At 68.0% G+C, this 18118-nt stretch carries 15 protein-coding genes and 1 riboswitch; of the genes, 9 read left to right on the forward strand and 6 right to left on the reverse strand.

Features of this window, described 5'->3' with window-relative positions; genetic code table 11:
* Positions 1 to 21: 21 nt before the first annotated feature.
* From IEV93_RS22035 to IEV93_RS22075, 9 genes are all read left to right on the forward strand, one after another.
* The gene (locus IEV93_RS22035) at positions 22 to 411 is read left to right on the forward strand and encodes a BlaI/MecI/CopY family transcriptional regulator (RefSeq protein ID WP_188493017.1); all 390 of its coding nucleotides are present in this window, start codon (positions 22 to 24) and stop codon (positions 409 to 411) included.
* 108 nt (positions 412 to 519) lie between these two features.
* The gene (locus IEV93_RS22040; protein ID WP_188493019.1) at positions 520 to 1470 is read left to right on the forward strand and encodes a M56 family metallopeptidase; all 951 of its coding nucleotides are present in this window, start codon (positions 520 to 522) and stop codon (positions 1468 to 1470) included.
* A gap of 59 nt (positions 1471 to 1529) precedes the next feature.
* Positions 1530 to 2996: an NADP-dependent phosphogluconate dehydrogenase gene (gnd, locus tag IEV93_RS22045; protein ID WP_188493021.1), complete on the forward strand. Its 1467-nt coding sequence runs from the start codon at positions 1530 to 1532 to the stop codon at positions 2994 to 2996.
* A 16-nt stretch (positions 2997 to 3012) separates the two neighbouring features.
* Positions 3013 to 4455, forward strand: a complete 1443-nt coding sequence (gene guaB1 / locus IEV93_RS22050; RefSeq protein WP_188493023.1) for a GMP reductase — start codon at positions 3013 to 3015, stop codon at positions 4453 to 4455.
* 158 nt (positions 4456 to 4613) lie between these two features.
* Positions 4614 to 6032, forward strand: coding sequence for a hemolysin family protein (locus IEV93_RS22055; protein ID WP_188493025.1), 1419 nt, complete (start codon positions 4614 to 4616; stop codon positions 6030 to 6032).
* On the forward strand, positions 6029 to 7105 hold the full coding sequence (locus IEV93_RS22060) for a hemolysin family protein (RefSeq protein ID WP_188493027.1): 1077 nt from the start codon (positions 6029 to 6031) through the stop codon (positions 7103 to 7105). Before IEV93_RS22055 ends, IEV93_RS22060 begins: the two co-directional genes overlap by 4 nt.
* 20 nt (positions 7106 to 7125) lie before the next feature.
* Positions 7126 to 7995, forward strand: coding sequence for a 3-methyladenine DNA glycosylase (locus IEV93_RS22065; protein ID WP_188493029.1), 870 nt, complete (start codon positions 7126 to 7128; stop codon positions 7993 to 7995).
* 69 nt (positions 7996 to 8064) lie between these two features.
* Entirely contained in the window at positions 8065 to 10227 is a 2163-nt protein-coding gene (locus IEV93_RS22070; protein WP_188493031.1) for a malate synthase G, read from the forward strand.
* A 24-nt stretch (positions 10228 to 10251) separates the two neighbouring features.
* Positions 10252 to 11424, forward strand: coding sequence for a substrate-binding domain-containing protein (locus IEV93_RS22075; RefSeq protein WP_188493034.1), 1173 nt, complete (start codon positions 10252 to 10254; stop codon positions 11422 to 11424).
* 158 nt (positions 11425 to 11582) lie between these two features.
* On the opposite strand, the gene gcvP is transcribed toward IEV93_RS22075, so the two are convergent.
* The 6 genes from gcvP to gcvH all read right to left on the reverse strand — a co-directional run bounded on the left by gcvP (position 11583) and on the right by gcvH (position 18116).
* Positions 11583 to 14420, reverse strand: coding sequence for an aminomethyl-transferring glycine dehydrogenase (gene gcvP / locus IEV93_RS22080; RefSeq protein WP_371873882.1), 2838 nt, complete (start codon positions 14418 to 14420; stop codon positions 11583 to 11585).
* A gap of 177 nt (positions 14421 to 14597) precedes the next feature.
* Positions 14598 to 14702, reverse strand: a riboswitch (glycine riboswitch).
* Between the two features lie 13 nt (positions 14703 to 14715).
* Positions 14716 to 15357, reverse strand: coding sequence for a MerR family transcriptional regulator (locus tag IEV93_RS22085; RefSeq protein ID WP_188493335.1), 642 nt, complete (start codon positions 15355 to 15357; stop codon positions 14716 to 14718).
* Positions 15358 to 15621: 264 nt separating this feature from the next.
* On the reverse strand, positions 15622 to 16122 hold the full coding sequence (locus tag IEV93_RS22090) for a bifunctional nuclease family protein (protein WP_188493038.1): 501 nt from the start codon (positions 16120 to 16122) through the stop codon (positions 15622 to 15624).
* Positions 16123 to 16249: 127 nt separating this feature from the next.
* Positions 16250 to 16972 carry a transcriptional regulator FtsR gene (gene ftsR / locus IEV93_RS22095; protein WP_188493039.1) on the reverse strand — a complete coding sequence of 241 codons (723 nt, stop codon included), beginning with the start codon at positions 16970 to 16972 and terminating at the stop codon, positions 16250 to 16252.
* Between the two features lie 3 nt (positions 16973 to 16975).
* The gene (garA, locus tag IEV93_RS22100) at positions 16976 to 17431 is read right to left on the reverse strand and encodes a glycogen accumulation regulator GarA (protein WP_188493041.1); all 456 of its coding nucleotides are present in this window, start codon (positions 17429 to 17431) and stop codon (positions 16976 to 16978) included.
* A gap of 280 nt (positions 17432 to 17711) precedes the next feature.
* Positions 17712 to 18116, reverse strand: a complete 405-nt coding sequence (gene gcvH / locus IEV93_RS22105) for a glycine cleavage system protein GcvH (protein WP_188493043.1) — start codon at positions 18114 to 18116, stop codon at positions 17712 to 17714.
* Between the last annotated feature and the right edge of the window lie 2 nt (positions 18117 to 18118).

The raw sequence follows: 18118 nt of genomic DNA on the forward strand, positions 1-18118 counted from the left end.
TTCATCGGTAAACTCCGGAGGATGAGCGGCTTGGGCGATCTGGAACGTGCGGTCATGGACAACCTGTGGTCCAGTGACACCCCTCAAACGGTGCGGCAGGTCCACGCGGCGTTGTCGCGCGACCGCGAACTGGCCTACACGACGGTGATGACCGTCCTGCAGCGTCTCGCGAAGAAAGACCTGGTCACCCAGATCCGCGATGACCGTGCCCATCAGTACTCCCCCACGCACCCGCGCGAACACCTGGTCGCAAGCCTGATGGTCGACGCCCTGAGCGAGGCCGACGAGTCCACGTCGCGCCACGCCGCACTCGTGTCGTTCGTCGGCCGGGTCGGAGCCGACGAGGCCGACGCCCTGCGCCGTGCCCTCGACGAACTCGAGGCCGCGCAGTCCGAGACGCGGAACCGCTGAACGAGTCCACTGATCGCTCGTGGGCACTCCCGCCACACAGGTAGAATCGGCTGATCGGCCACCGTGCCCGGTCCGTCGGACACGCACCAACAGCCGTAGGAATCGTCGATGACCGCCCTCCTGTTCGGGATCCTCGCCGTGGCACTGACAGGTCCCGTGGCGGAGTGGCTCTCACGGGCGCAGTGGCCGCTGCACGCGCCGCGCGCCGCGATGGCGCTGTGGCAGTCGATCGCGCTGGCCGCCGTTCTCTCGGCCTTCAGCTGTGGGCTCGCGATCGCGGCAAACCTGCTCGTCCCCGGCCCGGACGGTCGTCCGACCACCAACCCGTTCGACGAGATCAAGTCACTCGGCATAGTGCTGTGGTTGATCTACGTCGGCGTCTTCGCGCTCACCCTGCTGATCGGCGCCCGACTGATGTACACCACGGTGCGCGTCGGTGTCCGCACCCGCGCACGTCGGTCGGCCCACCGCCAGCTCATCGATCTCCTGGACCGGGTCGACCGCAGCCGCTCCGACCACCGATTCCTCGCCCGCGACGTCCGCATGCTCGAGGTGGAACAGCCCATCGCCTACTGCCTCCCCGGGCTGCGCCAGCGCGTCGTCCTCAGCGAGGGCGTGATCTCCCGGCTGACCCGCGACGAGCTCGAGGCGGTCATCACCCATGAGCGGGCACATCTGCGGGCACGCCACGACCTCATCCTGGAGGCGTTCATCGCGGTGCACGCCGCATTCCCGCGCTTCATCCGTAGCCGCTCCGCGCTGGGCGCGGTGCAGTTGTTGGTCGAGGTTCTCGCCGACGATCACGCCGTTCGCGCCACCGGCCCCACCCCGCTCGGACGGGCGCTCGTCGCCTGCGCCGACTCGGTCGCGCCACGCGGCGCCCTGGCGGTCGGCGGTCCGACGACCCTGACGCGCGTGCAGCGACTCAGCCATGATCGGCCGGCGCGTCTGGCCGGATTGGTCGCATATGTCGCGGCCGCGGGAATCCTGGTCCTGCCGACGCTCGCCGTCGCCATCCCGTGGCTCACCGAGCTGAGCAGGCTCGTCACCGCCGGGTGACACCCCCCCATTCGGAGTCCGCCGCATGGCATCTGCGCGGAGGCAATAGGCTGGGGGACATGACACAGACTGACTCAGGCGCCGACTCCACCAGCACTGCTCGCGCACAGATCGGCGTCACCGGTCTGGCCGTCATGGGCTCGAACATCGCGCGTAACTTCGCCCGTCACGGGCACACGGTCGCACTGCACAACCGCAGCATCGCCAAGACCGACGCACTCATCGACAAGCACGGTTCCGAGGGCGACTTCGTGCGGACCGAGACCATCGAGGAGTTCATCGCCGCGCTGGAGAAGCCGCGTCGCGTGCTCATCATGGTCAAGGCAGGCGACGCGACCGACGCCGTCATCAACGAGCTCGCCGACGCCATGGAGGAGGGCGACGTCATCATCGATGGCGGCAACTCGCTCTACACCGACACCATCCGTCGCGAGAAGGAGATGAGCGACCGCGGACTCAACTTCGTCGGCGCCGGCATCTCCGGTGGCGAGGTGGGTGCGCTCGAGGGCCCGTCGATCATGCCCGGCGGCCCCAAGGAGGCCTACGAGTCGCTGGGTCCGCTGCTGGAGTCGATCTCCGCGCACGTCGACGGAACGCCCTGCTGCACCCACATCGGACCCGACGGGTCCGGACACTTCGTGAAGATGGTGCACAACGGCATCGAGTACGCCGACATGCAGCTCATCGGTGAGGCCTACGACCTGCTGCGCAAGGCGCTCGACCTGCCGGTCGACAAGATCGCCGACGTTTTCCGCGACTGGAATTCCAGCGACCTCGAGAGCTACCTGATCGAGATCACCGCCGAGGTCCTCTCGCAGACCGACGCCGAGACCGGCAAGCCGCTCGTCGACGTGATCGTCGACGCCGCCGGCCAGAAGGGCACCGGTCGCTGGACCGTGAAGTCGGCCCTCGACCTCGGCGTCCCGACCACCGGAATCGGCGAGGCCGTGTTCTCGCGCGCTCTGTCGAGTGCACTCGACCAGCGCAAGTCCGCCAACGGGCTGGAGTCCGGCGCGCTCGGCGAGGCCCCGACCGACACCGAGCAGTTCATCGACGACATCCGCTCGGCGCTCTATGCATCGAAGGTCGTCGCCTACGCGCAGGGATTCGACCAGATCGCCGCGGGCAGCAAGGAGTACGACTGGGACCTGCATCCCGGCGCGATGGCCACGATCTGGCGCGGCGGCTGCATCATCCGGGCGCAGTTCCTCAACCGCATCGTCGAGGCCTACGACGAGAACGCCGACCTCCCCAGCCTGCTGCTGGCACCGTACTTCCGCGACGCGGTGGAGAAGGCCGTCGACAGCTGGCGTCGGGTCGTGGTGACCGCCACCCAGATGGGGATCCCCGTCCCGGCGTTCGCCTCGTCGCTGTCCTACTACGACGCCCTGCGGGCCGACCGACTCCCCGCCGCCCTCACCCAGGGACTGCGCGACTACTTCGGCGCACACACCTACCAGCGCATCGACAAGGAGGGCACGTTCCACACGCTGTGGAGCGAAGGCCGTACCGAGGTCGAGGCCTGAGCCGGAGGGCGACACAGTGCGTTTCATCGACGGCCACACCCCGGCCAACGATCTGACCTACGACGACGTGTTCGTCGTACCCGGCCGCAGTGACGTCGCGTCGCGGTTCGACGTTGACCTCTCCTCACGAGACGGTTCGGGCACCACCATCCCGATCGTCGTCGCGAACATGACCGCGGTGGCGGGCAAGCGGATGGCCGAGACCGTCGCCCGCCGCGGCGGAGTCGTGGTCCTCCCCCAGGACCTCCCGGCCGAGGCCGCCGCCGATTCCATCGCATTCGTGAAGAGTCGTGGCCTCGTCGCCGACACCCCCGTGATCCTGGCCGCGGGTGACTCCGTCTCCGACGCGTTGGCGCTGCTCCCCAAGCGCGCACACCGGGCCGCGGTGGTCGTACACCCCGAGACCGGCGCGCCGCAGGGCATCGTCACCGAGGCCATGTGTGCCGATGTCGACCGCTTCGCGCGCCTGTCGGAGGTGCTCGACCCGAACTTCGTGTCGATGCCTGTGGACTCCGCACCCCGCGCGGTGTTCGACGCGCTCACCGACCAGCACCTGGGGGTCGCCGTGCTGACCCACCCGGACGGGTCGATGGCCGGGGTGTTGACCCGCACGGGCGCGTTGCGCACCGGGATCTACCAGCCCAACGTCGACGCCGACAGTCGGCTCCGTGTCGCCGCGGCCGTCGGTATCAACGGTGACGTGGTGGGTAAGGCGCGGGCGCTCGTCGAGGCCGGCGCCGACCTTCTCGTCGCCGACACCGCGCACGGTCACCAGGAGAAGATGCTCGCCGCCGTCACCGCCCTCGCGGCGGCCGATCTGGGCGTCCCGATCGCGGCAGGCAATGTCGTCTCCGCGCAGGGCACCACCGACCTCATCGACGCCGGGGCGTCGATCGTGAAGGTCGGCGTCGGGCCCGGCGCGATGTGCACGACCCGGATGATGACCGGAGTCGGTCGACCCCAGTTCTCAGCCGTCACCGAGTGTTCGGCGGTCGCGCGGGCACGCGGCGCCCATGTGTGGGCCGACGGCGGGGTCCGCCATCCGCGCGATGTCGCACTGGCGATCGCCGCCGGGGCGTCGAACGTGATGATCGGTTCCTGGTTCGCGGGCACCTTCGAATCGCCGGGTGATCTCAAGACCGACCCGTCGGGACGTTCGTACAAGGAGAGCTTCGGGATGGCGTCCAAGCGTGCGGTCGCCGCGCGCACCGCCACCGACAGCGCCTTCGACCGCGCGCGCAAGGGACTGTTCGAAGAGGGCATCTCCAGCTCACGGATCCTGCTCGACCCGGATCGCCCCGGCGTGGAGGATCTGATCGACCACATCTGCTCGGGGGTTCGCAGCACGGCGACCTACGTGGGTGCCCGCACGCTCGACGAGCTGCACGAGAAGGTGATCCTCGGGGTGCAGTCGGCCGCCGGTTTCGCGGAGGGACGCCCCCTGCCCAGCGGTTGGTGAGGCCGGTCACCCGATACGATGGGGGTCTTGCTCATCGATTCGACACCGCGCCTTCTCGGATTCGCTCCCCGGCGCCTCATGGAGGACACCTTGGTGCCCACGGCACCCGTGCTCGCGCACAGTCACAACACCCCGACATCTGAGCCGGGTCGCTGAGCATGCAGGCACTCATCCTCATCGGCAGTCTGTTGGGTTTCATCGCTCTGACGCTGGGTACCGCGCTGTTCGTCGCGGCCGAGTTCTCGCTCACCGCACTGGAACGCTCGACCATCGAGGCCGACCGCCGCCAACGGGACGATCGCCGCTCCCGGCAGGTCAGCCACGCCCACAAGACGCTCTCGTTCCAGCTGTCCGGCGCGCAGCTGGGCATCACCATCACCACCCTGGTGACCGGTTACATCGCCGAACCGGTGCTGGCGCAACTGTTCTCGCCGGTGTTCGACGCGATCGGCGCGTCGGAACAGGTGACGTCGGTCGTGTCGATCCTGCTCGCCCTGGTCATCGCGACCTCGCTGTCGATGATCCTGGGCGAACTCATCCCCAAGAACTACGCCATCGCCCGTCCGCTACCGACCGCGCGCGGCACGGCCGGACCGATGACGGTGTTCTCGACCGCCTTCGGTTGGGCCATCAACGGCCTCAACGGAGCAGCGAATTGGTTGGTCCGGCGCCTGGGTATCGAACCGGCGGAGGAGTTGCGATCGGCGCGCTCGCCGCAGGAACTCGGGTCCCTGGTGCGCAACTCGGCGCGCGAGGGGTCACTCGATCAGGGCACCGCGATCCTGGTGAACCGCTCGCTGCGTTTCGGTGAACGCACCGCAGAAGAATTGATGACGCCACGGGTGACCGTGGACGCCGTCGATGAGGACGCGAATGTCCGCGACCTCATCGTCGCGGCGTCGGAGACCGGGTTCTCTCGTTTCCCGGTGGTCGTCGACGGCGACCTCGACAACATCCGCGGGTTCGTCCACATCAAGCAGGCGTTCACCGTTCCCCTGTCGGAACGCCGCACCACGCGTCTCGGCGACCTCGCCCGCCCGGTGCCGGTGGTGCCCGCGAGCCTCGACGGAGACGCTCTGATGAGCCGGATCCGAGCCGACGGCATGCAGGTGGCGGTGGTCATCGACGAATACGGCGGCACCGCGGGGATCGTCACCACCGAGGACCTCATCGAGGAGATCGTCGGCGACGTGACCGACGAACACGACGACGAACAGGCCGACGTACAGAAAGACGGCGAGGGCTACCTCTGTGCCGGCCTGCTACGTATCGACGAACTGCTGGATGCGACCGGGTACAAGGCTCCCGAGGGCGATTACGACACCCTCGGCGGGCTGGTCATGCACACCCTGGGCCGACTGGCCGCAGAAGGCGACGTCGTCGACCTCCCGGAACGCGCGGGGTCCGACGACGACGAGAGCGGCAACGACCCCATGCCCGTGGTGCCGAAATGGCGCGCGAAGGTTGTCCGGATGGACGGACGCCGCATCGACATGGTGTCCATCGAACCCATCCCCGAGGACGAGCAGGGCCCCGACGGCTCCGACACCGACACCGACGAGGAGGTCACGTCGTGAACGATCTCTTCGGCGTGCTGCTTGCCGTGCTCCTGCTCGCGGGCAACGCCTTCTTCGTCGGCGCGGAGTTCTCACTGATCTCCGCCCGCCGCGATCGACTCGAGGCCCTGGCCGACGAGGGTAAACGCCGAGCGCTGACGGTCATCCGTGCCGGACAGCAACTCTCGCTCATGCTCGCCGGTGCGCAGCTGGGCATCACCATCTGCTCGATTCTGCTGGGCCGTGTCGGTGAGCCCGCGGTGGCGCATCTGATCGAGAAGCCGATGGACCTGCTCGGTGTGCCCGAGAGCTTCCTGCACCCGATCGGGTTCGCGATCGCGTTGGCTCTGGTCGTCGTGTTGCACATCCTGTTGGGCGAGATGGTGCCCAAGAACATCGCGCTGGCCGGTCCGGAGAAATCAGCGATGCTGCTGGTGCCCGCGCACCTGGCGTTCATCAAACTGGCCCGCCCGCTCATCTCCTTCTACAACATCGCCGCCAACCTGTCGTTGCGTGTCATGCGGGTCGAACCCAAGGACGAACTGGATGCGACGGTGTCGGCGGGTGAACTCGCCGCGATGATCGGTGAGTCCCGCGAGGAGGGGCTGATCGACGCCGAGGAGCACGACCGCCTCACCCGCGCCCTGCAGACCACCGGTCGGACGGTCGTCGAGGTGGCGATCGGACTCGACGAGCTGCGCAGCGTGCGGGTCACCGCCGATCCGGTGACCGGACGCTCCGGCCCCACTCTCGGATCCATCGAGCGAGCCGTCTCCGACACCGGCTTCTCGCGGTTCCCGGTGCGCGGTTCCGACGGCGCCTACACCGGCTACCTACACCTCAAGGACGTCCTGGACGAGATCCTTGACGACGACATCGGGCAGGACTCGATCATCGGCGTCGACAAGATCCGTCCGCTGCCGGTCATCTCCGGCGACACCTCGCTCGACGAGGCCACCGCGGCACTGCGGCGCACCAGTGCGCATCTCGGCGCCGTCGTCGACATCAACGGGCGCACGGTCGGCATCGTCGCGCTCGAGGACCTCGTCGAGGAGTTCGTCGGGACCGTGCGGGACGAGACGCACCGGATCTGATGGCGGACCAGGGACTTCGCGTGCGTCTGCGTGCGACCGACACCGCCGACCGAACCGAGCGCCACCGTCGTCGGGTGGGTCGTCTTCTCGACGACCATCCGGTACGGACCCCCGACGGATCACCGCACCCGGTATGGGACTTCCTGTTCCGCTACTACAGCCACAAGCCCGCCCTGCTGATGCGCTGGCACCCCGGGTACGGCGTCGACATCGACACCCCGACCGAGCACGCCGACTACCCGCACTACGTTCCGACCGCCGACGGTGACGCCGTCACCGTCGACCCGGCGTATCTCCAGACCCGGTCGCGGACCGTCGGGTTCGTCGACGGCCTGCTGCGGGCCACCGCCGATCGACCGCCCCGTCTGAACTGCTTCGGGATGCACGAGTGGGCGATGGTCTACCGCGCGCCCTCCTCCGACATCCGACACGGCACCCCGCTGCGGTTGTCGCCTGCCGACACCGATGCCGCCGTCGAGGCCAGTGACCTGCGCTGCACGCATTTCGATGCGTTCCGGTTCTTCACCGAGCCGGCTGGCCCGCGCAACCTGATGCCGCTGACCCGCCAGACCCAGGTCGACTCCGAGCAGCCCGGCTGCGTGCACGCGGGGATGGATCTCTACAAGTGGGCCTACAAGCTGAGCCCCCTGATCGGTTCCGACCTCGTCGTCGACGCGCTCGAGGTCGCCTTCGGCCTCCGCGAGTTGGACATGCGGGCGAGCCCGTACGACTTCGCGTCGCTCGGTCTCGCACCCATCGCGGTGGAGACGCCCGCCGGGCGTGCGGAATACGTCCGACTGCAGGTGACGTTGACCGATCACGCGGCGCTCATCCGGCGTCGATTGATCGACAGTTGCGCCGGTCTGATCGACCGACAACCTCCCTGCTGACGGCTTGTTACTCCCGAGTAGCCTGGCAGTGTTATTTCCGCTGTTTCGACGACGAGAAGTGAGGCAACCATGTCCGAGCGCGTCACGGTGAACGGGGTGCAGGTCGCATCCGTTCTCTACGACTTCATCAACTCCGAGGCCCTTCCCGGAACCGGTGTGGATCAGGACGCTTTCTGGACCGGTGCCGCCGCCGTGATCACCGATCTCGCGCCGCGTAACCGCGAACTGCTCGAGATCCGCGAGTCCCTGCAGGCGAAGATCGACGCCTGGCACCACGACAACACCTTCGAGCCGGCCGCCTACAAGGAGTTCCTCACCGAGATCGGCTACCTCGCGCCGGTGCCCGAGGACTTCCAGATCACGACCGACAATGTCGACACCGAGATCACCAGCACCGCGGGACCCCAGCTGGTGGTCCCCGTCCTCAACGCCCGATTCGCGCTGAACGCGTCGAACGCGCGGTGGGGTTCGCTCTACGACGCGCTCTACGGCACCGACGCCATCTCCGAGGCCGACGGTGCCGAGATGGGCACGTCGTACAACAAGGTCCGCGGCGACAAGGTGATCGCCTACGCCAAGAACGTCCTCGACTACGCCGCCGCGCTCGAAGACGGTTCCTGGACGTCGGTGACCGCGTTGCACGTCGACGGATCCGCTCTCGTCGTGACCCTCGACGGCGGCAGCACGACGTCGCTCGCCGACCCGAACGCGTTCGCCGGATACCTCGGTGACGCCGCGGCTCCCACCGGTGTCCTGGTGCGTCACAACGGACTTCACCTCGAGGTCCAGATCGATGCGGATTCCCCGATCGGTTCGACCGATCCGGCGGGCATCAAGGACGTCCTCGTCGAGTCCGCGATCACCACGATCATGGACTTCGAGGACTCCGTCGCCGCGGTCGACGCCGACGACAAGGTGCTCGGCTACCGCAACTGGCTCGGCCTGAACCGCGGCGACCTGTCCGAGGAGGTCTCCAAGGGCGGCAAGACCTTCACCCGCGTGCTCAACCCCGACCGCGTCTACACCGCGCCCGACGGTGGCGAGCTGTCGCTGCCGGGTCGTTCGTTGCTGTTCGTCCGCAACGTCGGTCACCTGATGACCAACGATGCGATCGTCGACGCCGACGGCAACGAGGTCGGCGAGGGCATCCTCGACGCGTTGTTCACCTCCCTGATCGGCGTCCACGGTATGAGCGCCGACGGTCTGCAGAACTCGCGCACCGGATCGATCTACATCGTGAAGCCGAAGATGCACGGCCCCGACGAGGTCGCGTTCACCGCCGAGCTGTTCGGTCGCGTCGAGAAGGTGCTCGGGCTGCCGGAGAACACCATCAAGGTCGGGATCATGGACGAGGAGCGCCGCACCACGGTCAACCTCAAGGCCTGCATCGCCGCGGCCTCCGAGCGCGTCGTGTTCATCAACACCGGCTTCCTCGACCGCACCGGCGACGAGATCCACACCTCGATGGAGGCGGGCGCCGTCGTGCGCAAGGCGGAGATGAAGTCGCAGACCTGGATCAAGGCCTACGAGGACTTCAACGTCGACACCGGACTGCACGCGGGTCTGCAGCACCGCGCGCAGATCGGCAAGGGGATGTGGGCCATGCCGGATCTCATGGCCGACATGCTCGAGCAGAAGATCGGCCATCCCAAGGCCGGTGCGAACACCGCGTGGGTGCCGTCTCCGACCGCAGCCACCCTGCACGCGTTGCACTACCACCAGATCGACGTGTTCGAGCGGCAGGACGAGATCGCCAAGCGTGACCCGGCATCGGTCGACGACATCCTGACCATCCCGCTCGCTCCGAAGACCGACTGGTCGGACGAGGAGAAGCAGCAGGAGCTCGACAACAACTGCCAGTCGATCCTCGGCTACGTGGTCCGGTGGATCGACGCCGGTGTCGGTTGTTCGAAGGTTCCCGACATCCACGACGTCGCACTCATGGAGGACCGTGCGACGCTGCGGATCTCGAGCCAGCTGCTGGCCAACTGGATCCGGCACGGCGTCGTCTCCGAGGCCGACGTGGTCGCATCGCTCGAGCGGATGGCGCCGGTGGTCGACCGACAGAACGCGTCGGACCCCACCTACCGGCCGCTGGCACCGGACTTCGACTCCAACATCGCCTTCCAGGCGGCGAAGGAGCTGATCGTGTCCGGGACCACGCAGCCCAGCGGCTACACCGAGCCGATCCTGCATCGGCGTCGCCGCGAGTACAAGGCCGCGAACGCCTGACCGGGCCGACTATCCTCGCCTGTCATGGGCCAACATCGCACCGACGACACACGACGCCGCGGCATCAGCCGCGGCGTCGTGTTCGGTTTTCTGGCGATCGTGGTGGTCGCGGTGCTGGTGGTCGTGTGGGTCTCGCTGGGCAACCGGATCACCGCCGACGGAGACGACGCGGCGAAGGCGTGCGTCGAGGGTCCGGCGACGGTGACCGTCCTGGCCGATCCCGCCCTCGCAACGCCGCTGAACACCATCGCCGGCGCCTACAACGCGACGAAGCCGGTGGTGCGTGACCAGTGCATCACGGTCACCGTGGCGCCACAGGACGCGAAGGTCACGCTCGACGGTCTCACCGGCACCTGGGACCCCGAGTCGATGGGTCCCTATCCGGCGGCGTGGGTGCCGGCGTCGTCGGTGTGGAGCGCGCAGTTGCTCACCGCACGTTCGGCGGTCGTCGACGGCAACCCGGAATCGCTGGTCACCTCGCCGGTCGTCCTCGCGGTGGCCCCCGAACTGGCCCGCGCGGCCGGCTCGGATGTGGGTTGGCTCGACATCCCCACGTTGGCGCGCCGCGACAACAGCCTCGCCGACCTCGGTCTGCGCGGATGGGGGTCGTTGAAGATGGCGCTCGCCGCCGGGCCCGGAAGCGATGCGAGTGTGCTCGCAGCCGAGGCCATCGCCACCCAGGTGTCGCGGACGACGACCGGCGGACTCACCGCCGCCGACGCCGACTCGGCGATGGTCACCTCGACACTGACCGATCTGCGCAGACGTGCCCCGACACCCACCGACGGGGTCGCCACCGGGGCGTTGCCCACGATCGCGAACTCCGGCAACCCGGCGGCCGCGTCGATCCACGCCATCCCGATCACCGAGCAGGCGTTGTACGACGCCACCCGGACCGACACCTCTCCCGGCGTCGTCGAACTGCTGCCCGACGGCCCGACTCCCCTGGCCGACTATCCCGTCATCGACCTGACCGGTGAGCAGGTCAGCGCGGCGCAGGCCGAGGCGGTCACCCGGTTCTTCGACTTCGTCCGAACGCCGGAGCAGTTGAAGTCCGTCACCGCTCTCGGATTCCGCGGCAATGCACCCCTGCCCGCGGCCACGGCGGCGGTGACGTTCCCCGTGACGAACAACCCCATGCCCGCCCCGGAACCGGCGGCGGCCACAGCCATCGCCAAGATCATCCTCGGTGGCTGAGCGACACCCCGCAGCGACTCGCCCGCCACCGCCGGCCAAGCCCCGCCACAACCGTCACCACTGAGACCTCATCCGGACGCAGCACACAGATCAGTCGTCATCGGTGACGGTTGTGGACATCCGACCACCTACTACGACCGAAATCCGCTCTCGTGAGCTCAGGCTTCGACGGGCTCGCTGAACGCTTCGATGGGCGGGCAGCTGCAGACAAGGTTGCGGTCGCCGTAGACACCGTCGATACGACGGACCGACGGCCACACCTTGTCCCGTGCCCCGGACGACGGGCGGCCGTTCGGGAACGCGGCGACCTCGCGTGAGTACGGGTGATCCCACTCGTCGGCAACGAGGCATTCCGCGGTGTGCGGCGCTCCGCGCAACGGGTTGTCGTCGACCGACCAGGTGCCGTCGGCGACCCGGTCGATCTCGGCCTTGATCTCGACCATCGCATCGCAGAACGCGTCGATCTCGTCGAGGTTCTCGCTCTCGGTCGGCTCCACCATGAGCGTGCCGGAGACCGGGAAGCTCATCGTCGGTGCGTGGAATCCGTAGTCGGCCAACCGCTTGGCGACATCGTCGACGGTGACGCCGGTGGCCTTCGTGATCGGACGCAGGTCGAGGATGCACTCGTGCGCGACCGTGCCGTCGTGACCGGTGTAGAGGACCGGGTAGTGGTCTCCGAGCCGCTTGGCGATGTAGTTGGCCGACGCGATCGCGGTGAGCGTCGCCCGACGCAGGCCCTCGGCCCCCATCATGAGGATGTAGGCGTAGGTGATCGGCAGGATCGACGCCGATCCGTACGGCGCCCCCGAGATCGTCAGCGCGCCCGGCAGGTCGTCGTCGAGCGGGTGTCCGGGCAGGAACTCGGCGAGGTGCTCGCGCACCCCGATCGGTCCGACACCGGGTCCACCACCGCCGTGCGGGATGCAGAAGGTCTTGTGCAGGTTGAGGTGGCTGACGTCGCCGCCGAATCGACCCGGGCGGGCGACACCGACCAGGGCGTTGAGGTTCGCGCCGTCGACGTAGACCTGGCCACCGGCATCGTGCACGGCCGAGCAGATCTCACGGACCTCGTGCTCGAAGACGCCGTGGGTCGACGGGTAGGTGATCATGATCGCCGCCAACGACTCGGCGTGGGTGGAGATCTTCTCCTTGAGGTCGGCGGTGTCGACGTCACCGTTGGCCCGGCACGCGACCACGACGACCCGCATCCCGGCCATCACCGCGGACGCGGCATTGGTGCCGTGCGCGCTCGACGGGATCAGGCAGATGTCGCGGGCCTCGTCGCCCCGGCTGAGGTGGTACTTGCGGATGGCGAGCAGTCCGGCGTACTCGCCCTGCGATCCGGCGTTGGGCTGCAGGCTGACCCGGTCGTACCCGGTGATCTGCGACAGCCAGTTCTCCAGCCGCGAGATCATCGTGTGCATCCCGACCACGTCCGATTTCGGCGCGAACGGGTGCAGGTTGGCGATCTCGGGCCAGGTGATCGGCTCCATCTCGGCGGCCGCGTTGAGCTTCATGGTGCACGACCCGAGCGGGATCATGCTGCGGTCGAGTGCGATGTCCTTGTCGGACAGTCGACGCAGGTAACGCAGCATCGCGGTCTCGGTGTGGTACCGACCGAACGCCGGATGGGTGAGGAATTCGGTGGTGCGGGAGCCGAACTCGGCGTCACGCGGTTCGACGGCCGAGACACCGAAGGCCTCGATGACGGCGTCGACGTGGGCGTCGATGGTGGTCTCGTCACACGCGATGCCGACGTGGTCGGCGTCGACGAGCCGCAGGTTGACGCCACTGCTCTTGGCCGCGGCGACCACCTCGGACGCGCGGCCGGGAACCTGCGCCAGCACGGTGTCGAAGAACGTGTCGTGGACGACCGCATCGCCAAGGGCCGCCGCGATTCGCGCGGCGTGGGCGTGGGTGCGGCGCGCGATGGCCGTCAACCCCTTGGGGCCGTGGTAGCTCGCGTACATCGCGGCCAGGACGGCGAGCAGGACCTGTGCGGTGCAGATGTTGCTGGTCGCCTTCTCGCGACGGATGTGCTGCTCACGGGTCTGCAACGACAATCGGTAGGCCAGGTTTCCATCGGCGTCCTTCGACACCCCGACGAGGCGGCCCGGCAACTGGCGGGCGTGTGCACTGCGCACCGAGAGGTATCCGGCGTGGGGTCCGCCGAAGCCCATCGGCACACCGAAACGCTGGGTGGTCCCGAAGCAGACGTCGGCGCCCTGCTCACCGGGAGGGGTGATGACGGTCAGGGCGAGCAGATCGGCGCCGACGGCGACGAGGGCGCCGCGCTCGTGGGCCTCCGCGATGATCGGGGCGGCGTCGACGATCGCGCCGGAGGCGGCGGGCACCTGCAGCAGCACACCGTAGAAGTCGCCGTCGGGCAGTCCGGCGGTGAGATCGGCACGGACGACCTCGATGCCCAGCGGCTCGGCGCGGGTCTCGATGACGGCCAGGGTCTGGGGGAACAGGTCGGTGTCGACGACGAATCGCGGCGACTTGCTCTTGTTCGCGCGACGCAGCAGGGTCATCGCCTCGGCGGCGGCGGTCGACTCGTCGAGCATCGACGCGTTCGCCACGTCCATGCCGGTCAGGTCGGAGACCATCGTCTGGAAGTTCAGCAGCGCCTCGAGACGTCCCTGACTGATCTCGGGCTGGTACGGCGTGTACGCGGTGTACCAGGCGGGGTTCTCGATGAGGGAGCGGCGCAGGACGGCCGGCGTGTGCGTGCCGTAGTAGCCCAGGCCGATCATCGAGGTGGCGACGGTGTTCTGCGACGCGAGAGCGGCGAGTTCGGCCAGCGCCTCGACCTCGGTGGCGGCGGGCGGCAGCACCTCGAGGCCGTTGTCGTCGGCGGGATCGGCGATCGAGGCGGGGACCACCGCGGACGCGAGATCCTCCAGCGAGGACACATCGAGGAGCGAGAGGATGCGCGCGAGGTCGTCGGAATCGGGGCCGACATGACGATCGGCGAAGACATCGGAGTGTTGCACCACAGGAGAACCTTTGCGCCGAGTCCGACATCACGCCGGACGGGGTGGGTCCTCCCCCTCTGTCCTGCTCTCGTCCGACCTCGCGGTCGGACTCAGGCGCCTGAGAGATTCAGCTGCGCGGAACGCGGCCTTTCACCGTGGGCGGGCGACCGGGGTCACCACTTTCCAGAGACGTCGTAGCGCACCACGGTCCTGGATGCCTGAGAGATTGACGGAGAGGTGTTGCTCCTTCGGCGGCCGGGGCCAGACGCTGCTGACCCGACGCTCTCCCATGGTGCGGCGACGTAGGAGAAGTCTAGCCCGTCTTGCGCGTGCGGGTCTTCCGGCGAGCCGCCAACTCGTCCTCGGGTGCGGTCTCGCTCACACCGCCGTCGGCGCGTTCACCCGGGAAGTCGGCGATGGTGCCGGACAGTTCCCGCATCGCGCCGCTCACGGCGATGCCGAAGACACCCTGACCGCCCTGCAGCAGGTCGACGACCTCTTCGGCCGAGGTGCACTCGTAGACCGTGGTTCCGTCGGAGAACAGGGTGATGCGTGCCAGGTCCTCGACGCCCCGCTTGCGCAGGTGGTCGACGGCGACGCGGATGTTCTGCAGCGAGATGCCGGTGTCGAGCAGTCGCTTGACGATCTTCAGGACGAGGATGTCCTTGAAGGAGTACAGCCGCTGGCTGCCGCTGCCCGCGGCGCTCCGGATCGACGGGACCACGAGCGACGTTCGTGCCCAGTAGTCGAGTTGCCGATAGGTGATGCCGGCGATCTGGCATGCGCTCGGAACGCGGTATCCGACGAGCTCATCGGGAACGGTGTCGTTCGGGAAGAGTCCCGGCGCCACGTCGTCGAGGGTTCCCTGGGTGGGGCGCGCAGAAGCGGCCACCGGTGCCGTCGCGACTTCGTCGACGCTGGTCACGTCGTCGCGGTTGTTCGGCTCATCGCCCACTGCGTACTCCTGAATGCTCACCGGGCGTCCCCGGCAACCCGAGGACGACGACGAAAACACCATCGTTGCAACTCAGATTACGCCGTCCGACCCGACCCTGGTTGGCGTCCCGCTCGATCGCGGGATCTGAGGGCAACGCTATGGCTGCGCGGGGGTGGTTTCAATGCGACTCGCGGGCCACATCACCCTCAACGTGAGGTTGAGGGTGAACCGTGACCCCGCGGTTGCACAACCGTGATGTCGACCCGAGGTCTCGACGTCCGGTCAGGATCCGCCGGTGGCCTTGAAGTCGTCCGGGGAGATGGTGTCGAGGAACTCCTTGAACTTCTCCACCTCGTCCTCCTTGACCTCCTCGGAGTCGGCGGACTCCTCGTCCGGGATCAGCAGGCCCGCCTCGGCGAGCACACCCTCCTCGGCGATGATCGGGACCTCGGCGCGCATGGCGATGGCGACCGAGTCCGACGGGCGGGCGGACACGCGCAAGTCACCGGCGAAGACCATCTCGGCGTAGAAGGTGCCCTCCTGCATGTCGACGATGCGCACCTCGATCAGTTCCTGACCGAACGCGGCGACGAGGTTGACGATCAGATCGTGGGTCAGCGGCCGGGGCGGCTCGACACCCTTCTGGCGCAGCGCGATCGACGCGGCCTCGCTCTGTCCGATCCAGATCGGCAGATACCGTTCGCCGTCCACCTCGCGCAGGAGCAGCACCGGTTGGCCCTGCGGCGGTTCCACGCGAATCCCGACCACCTGCATCTCACCCATGTCGCACCGCACCCATCGAGTGTTCTCCCAACCTGCTGTCGACAACCGCACGAAGGCGCGGTCGGCCACCACCAATGTTATGACACGAACACGACCGCGCTCGATATGAATTCGACGCTACTCCCGCTCAGTCGAGCGCGTCGCGCACCGCGGCTTTGACCAGTTGGGTGTGCAGCGTGACCGAGAGTGCCGCGACCTCGCGGATCAGCTCCTCGGCGCGATCTCGGGCGCCGGCGCCCTTGCTCTTGGCGATCGGGTTGGCGATCTGCGCGACGAGACCGGCCTCGCGGTCGGCGGAGACCTTGAACGCCCGCAGGTGCCGGGCCTCGAGACCGAAATCGGCGAGCGCCGCGGCCGCCTCGACCAGACGGACGGCGTCCTCGTCGAAGAATCCACCGGGTCCCGCCGTCAGGAGGCCGCTGCGCTGGAGCTCGGCGACAAACGCCGCGTCGGCGCCGGTGCGCTCGAGCAGGGTCTCGCGTGAGATCCGACCACCCGACCGCTCGAAGTCGATGGCGGGCGCCACCCAGGATCGAGCCGAGGACAACAGCCGCGGCGTACCGGGGTCGACGCGCTCACCGCGGTCAATGGCCTCGAGTTGTTCCTTGATGACCTTGAGCGGCAGGTAACGATCGCGCTGGGCGGTGAGCACGAACCGCAACCGCTCACAATCGGCGTGGCTGAAACGTCGGTAGCCCGACGGTGAACGCTCCGGGGTGATCAGCCCCTCCGCCTCGAGGAAACGGATCTTCGAGATGGTGACGTCGGGGAAGTCGCCCCGCAGACGATCGAGGACCGATCCGATGGACATCGATCCTTCGTGTCGACCACCCGAGGACGGTGCGGTCATCGGTTAACCGGCGGCCTGGGATCCGTCGTCGTGCGGTCCGCTGAGGAAGACCAGACGGAACTTGCCGATCTGGACCTCGTCACCGTTCGCCAGCACAGCGGAATCGACCGGCTCGCGGTTGACGTAGGTGCCGTTGAGGCTGCCCACGTCGACGACCTGGAACTCGTTGTCGCCCAGACGGAACTCCGCGTGGCGACGGCTGACGGTGACGTCGTCGAGGAAGATGTCGCTGTCGGGGTGGCGACCGGCCGACGTGGTGGCCTGGTCCAGGAGAAAGCGCGAACCCGCGTTGGGGCCACGCTTTACCACGAGGAGAGCGGTTCCGGCCGAGAGGCGTTCGGCGCCGGTCTCGGAGGTCTCGGTCGAGCCTCCGTTGGCGTCGAGCTCCTTGATGAAGTCGGCGCGGAAGACCGAGGTCGTCTCCACCGGTGCCTGGAGGTCCTTGTCGTTGTCGCTCACCAATTCTCCTTAAGTGTTCCGTGCCCATCCGATGGTCTCGGGGTGGGACGCGATGGCCGGACTGCCGTGACGTGCCGACAGATCGTGACCATGGTGTTCGGGGTCGGTCTTGACTCTTCGATGTGGTGCTGTGGTCGCCGACGCCCAGCGGTCGTTGTCGGATCTCGCCGCGCCCCGACCGCTCGGTTCCACTGACCGTACCCTGCCCTGCCGGGCGGAGACACCGCCGATCCTAACCGCTGACTGATGCGAAACATCGGCGGTCGCGGGACTCGGTGGATCAGCCCTCGATGACCGCGCGGTACGCGTCGGCGTCGAGCATGTCCTCGAGGACGACACCGAGATCGGTGCCCTCGGGAACGGCGATCTCGACCAGCCATCCGGCGCCGTACGGGTCGGAGTTGACCAGTTCGGGCGTGGCGTCGAGGTCGTCGTTGACGGCCGCGATGGATCCGTCGATGGGACCGAAGATGTCCGAGACGCTCTTGGTCGACTCGACCTCGGCGAACGACTCACCCTTGTCCACTGCGTCGTCGACGGCGGGCAGCTGCACGAACACCACGTCGCCGAGCTGATCCTGCGCGTAGGCGGTGATGCCGATCCGGACCACGCCCGGCGCGGTCTGCTCGATCCACTCGTGTTCGACGGTGTAGCGCAGGTTTTCGGGCACCTCGATCTCAGTCACGC

It is taken from the genome of Williamsia phyllosphaerae, from assembly GCF_014635305.1.
Taxonomy (GTDB): domain Bacteria; phylum Actinomycetota; class Actinomycetes; order Mycobacteriales; family Mycobacteriaceae; genus Williamsia_A; species Williamsia_A phyllosphaerae.

Coding starts and splice junctions, on each gene's coding strand:
- IEV93_RS22035 (WP_188493017.1), top strand. CDS start 22: ATGAGCGGCTTGGGCGATCTGGAACGTGCGGTCATGGACAACCTGTGG.
- IEV93_RS22040 (WP_188493019.1), top strand. CDS start 520: ATGACCGCCCTCCTGTTCGGGATCCTCGCCGTGGCACTGACAGGTCCC.
- gnd (WP_188493021.1), top strand. CDS start 1,530: ATGACACAGACTGACTCAGGCGCCGACTCCACCAGCACTGCTCGCGCA.
- IEV93_RS22055 (WP_188493025.1), top strand. CDS start 4,614: ATGCAGGCACTCATCCTCATCGGCAGTCTGTTGGGTTTCATCGCTCTG.
- IEV93_RS22070 (WP_188493031.1), top strand. CDS start 8,065: ATGTCCGAGCGCGTCACGGTGAACGGGGTGCAGGTCGCATCCGTTCTC.
- IEV93_RS22075 (WP_188493034.1), top strand. CDS start 10,252: ATGGGCCAACATCGCACCGACGACACACGACGCCGCGGCATCAGCCGC.
- IEV93_RS22090 (WP_188493038.1), bottom strand. CDS start 16,122: ATGGGTGAGATGCAGGTGGTCGGGATTCGCGTGGAACCGCCGCAGGGC.
- ftsR (WP_188493039.1), bottom strand. CDS start 16,972: ATGACCGCACCGTCCTCGGGTGGTCGACACGAAGGATCGATGTCCATC.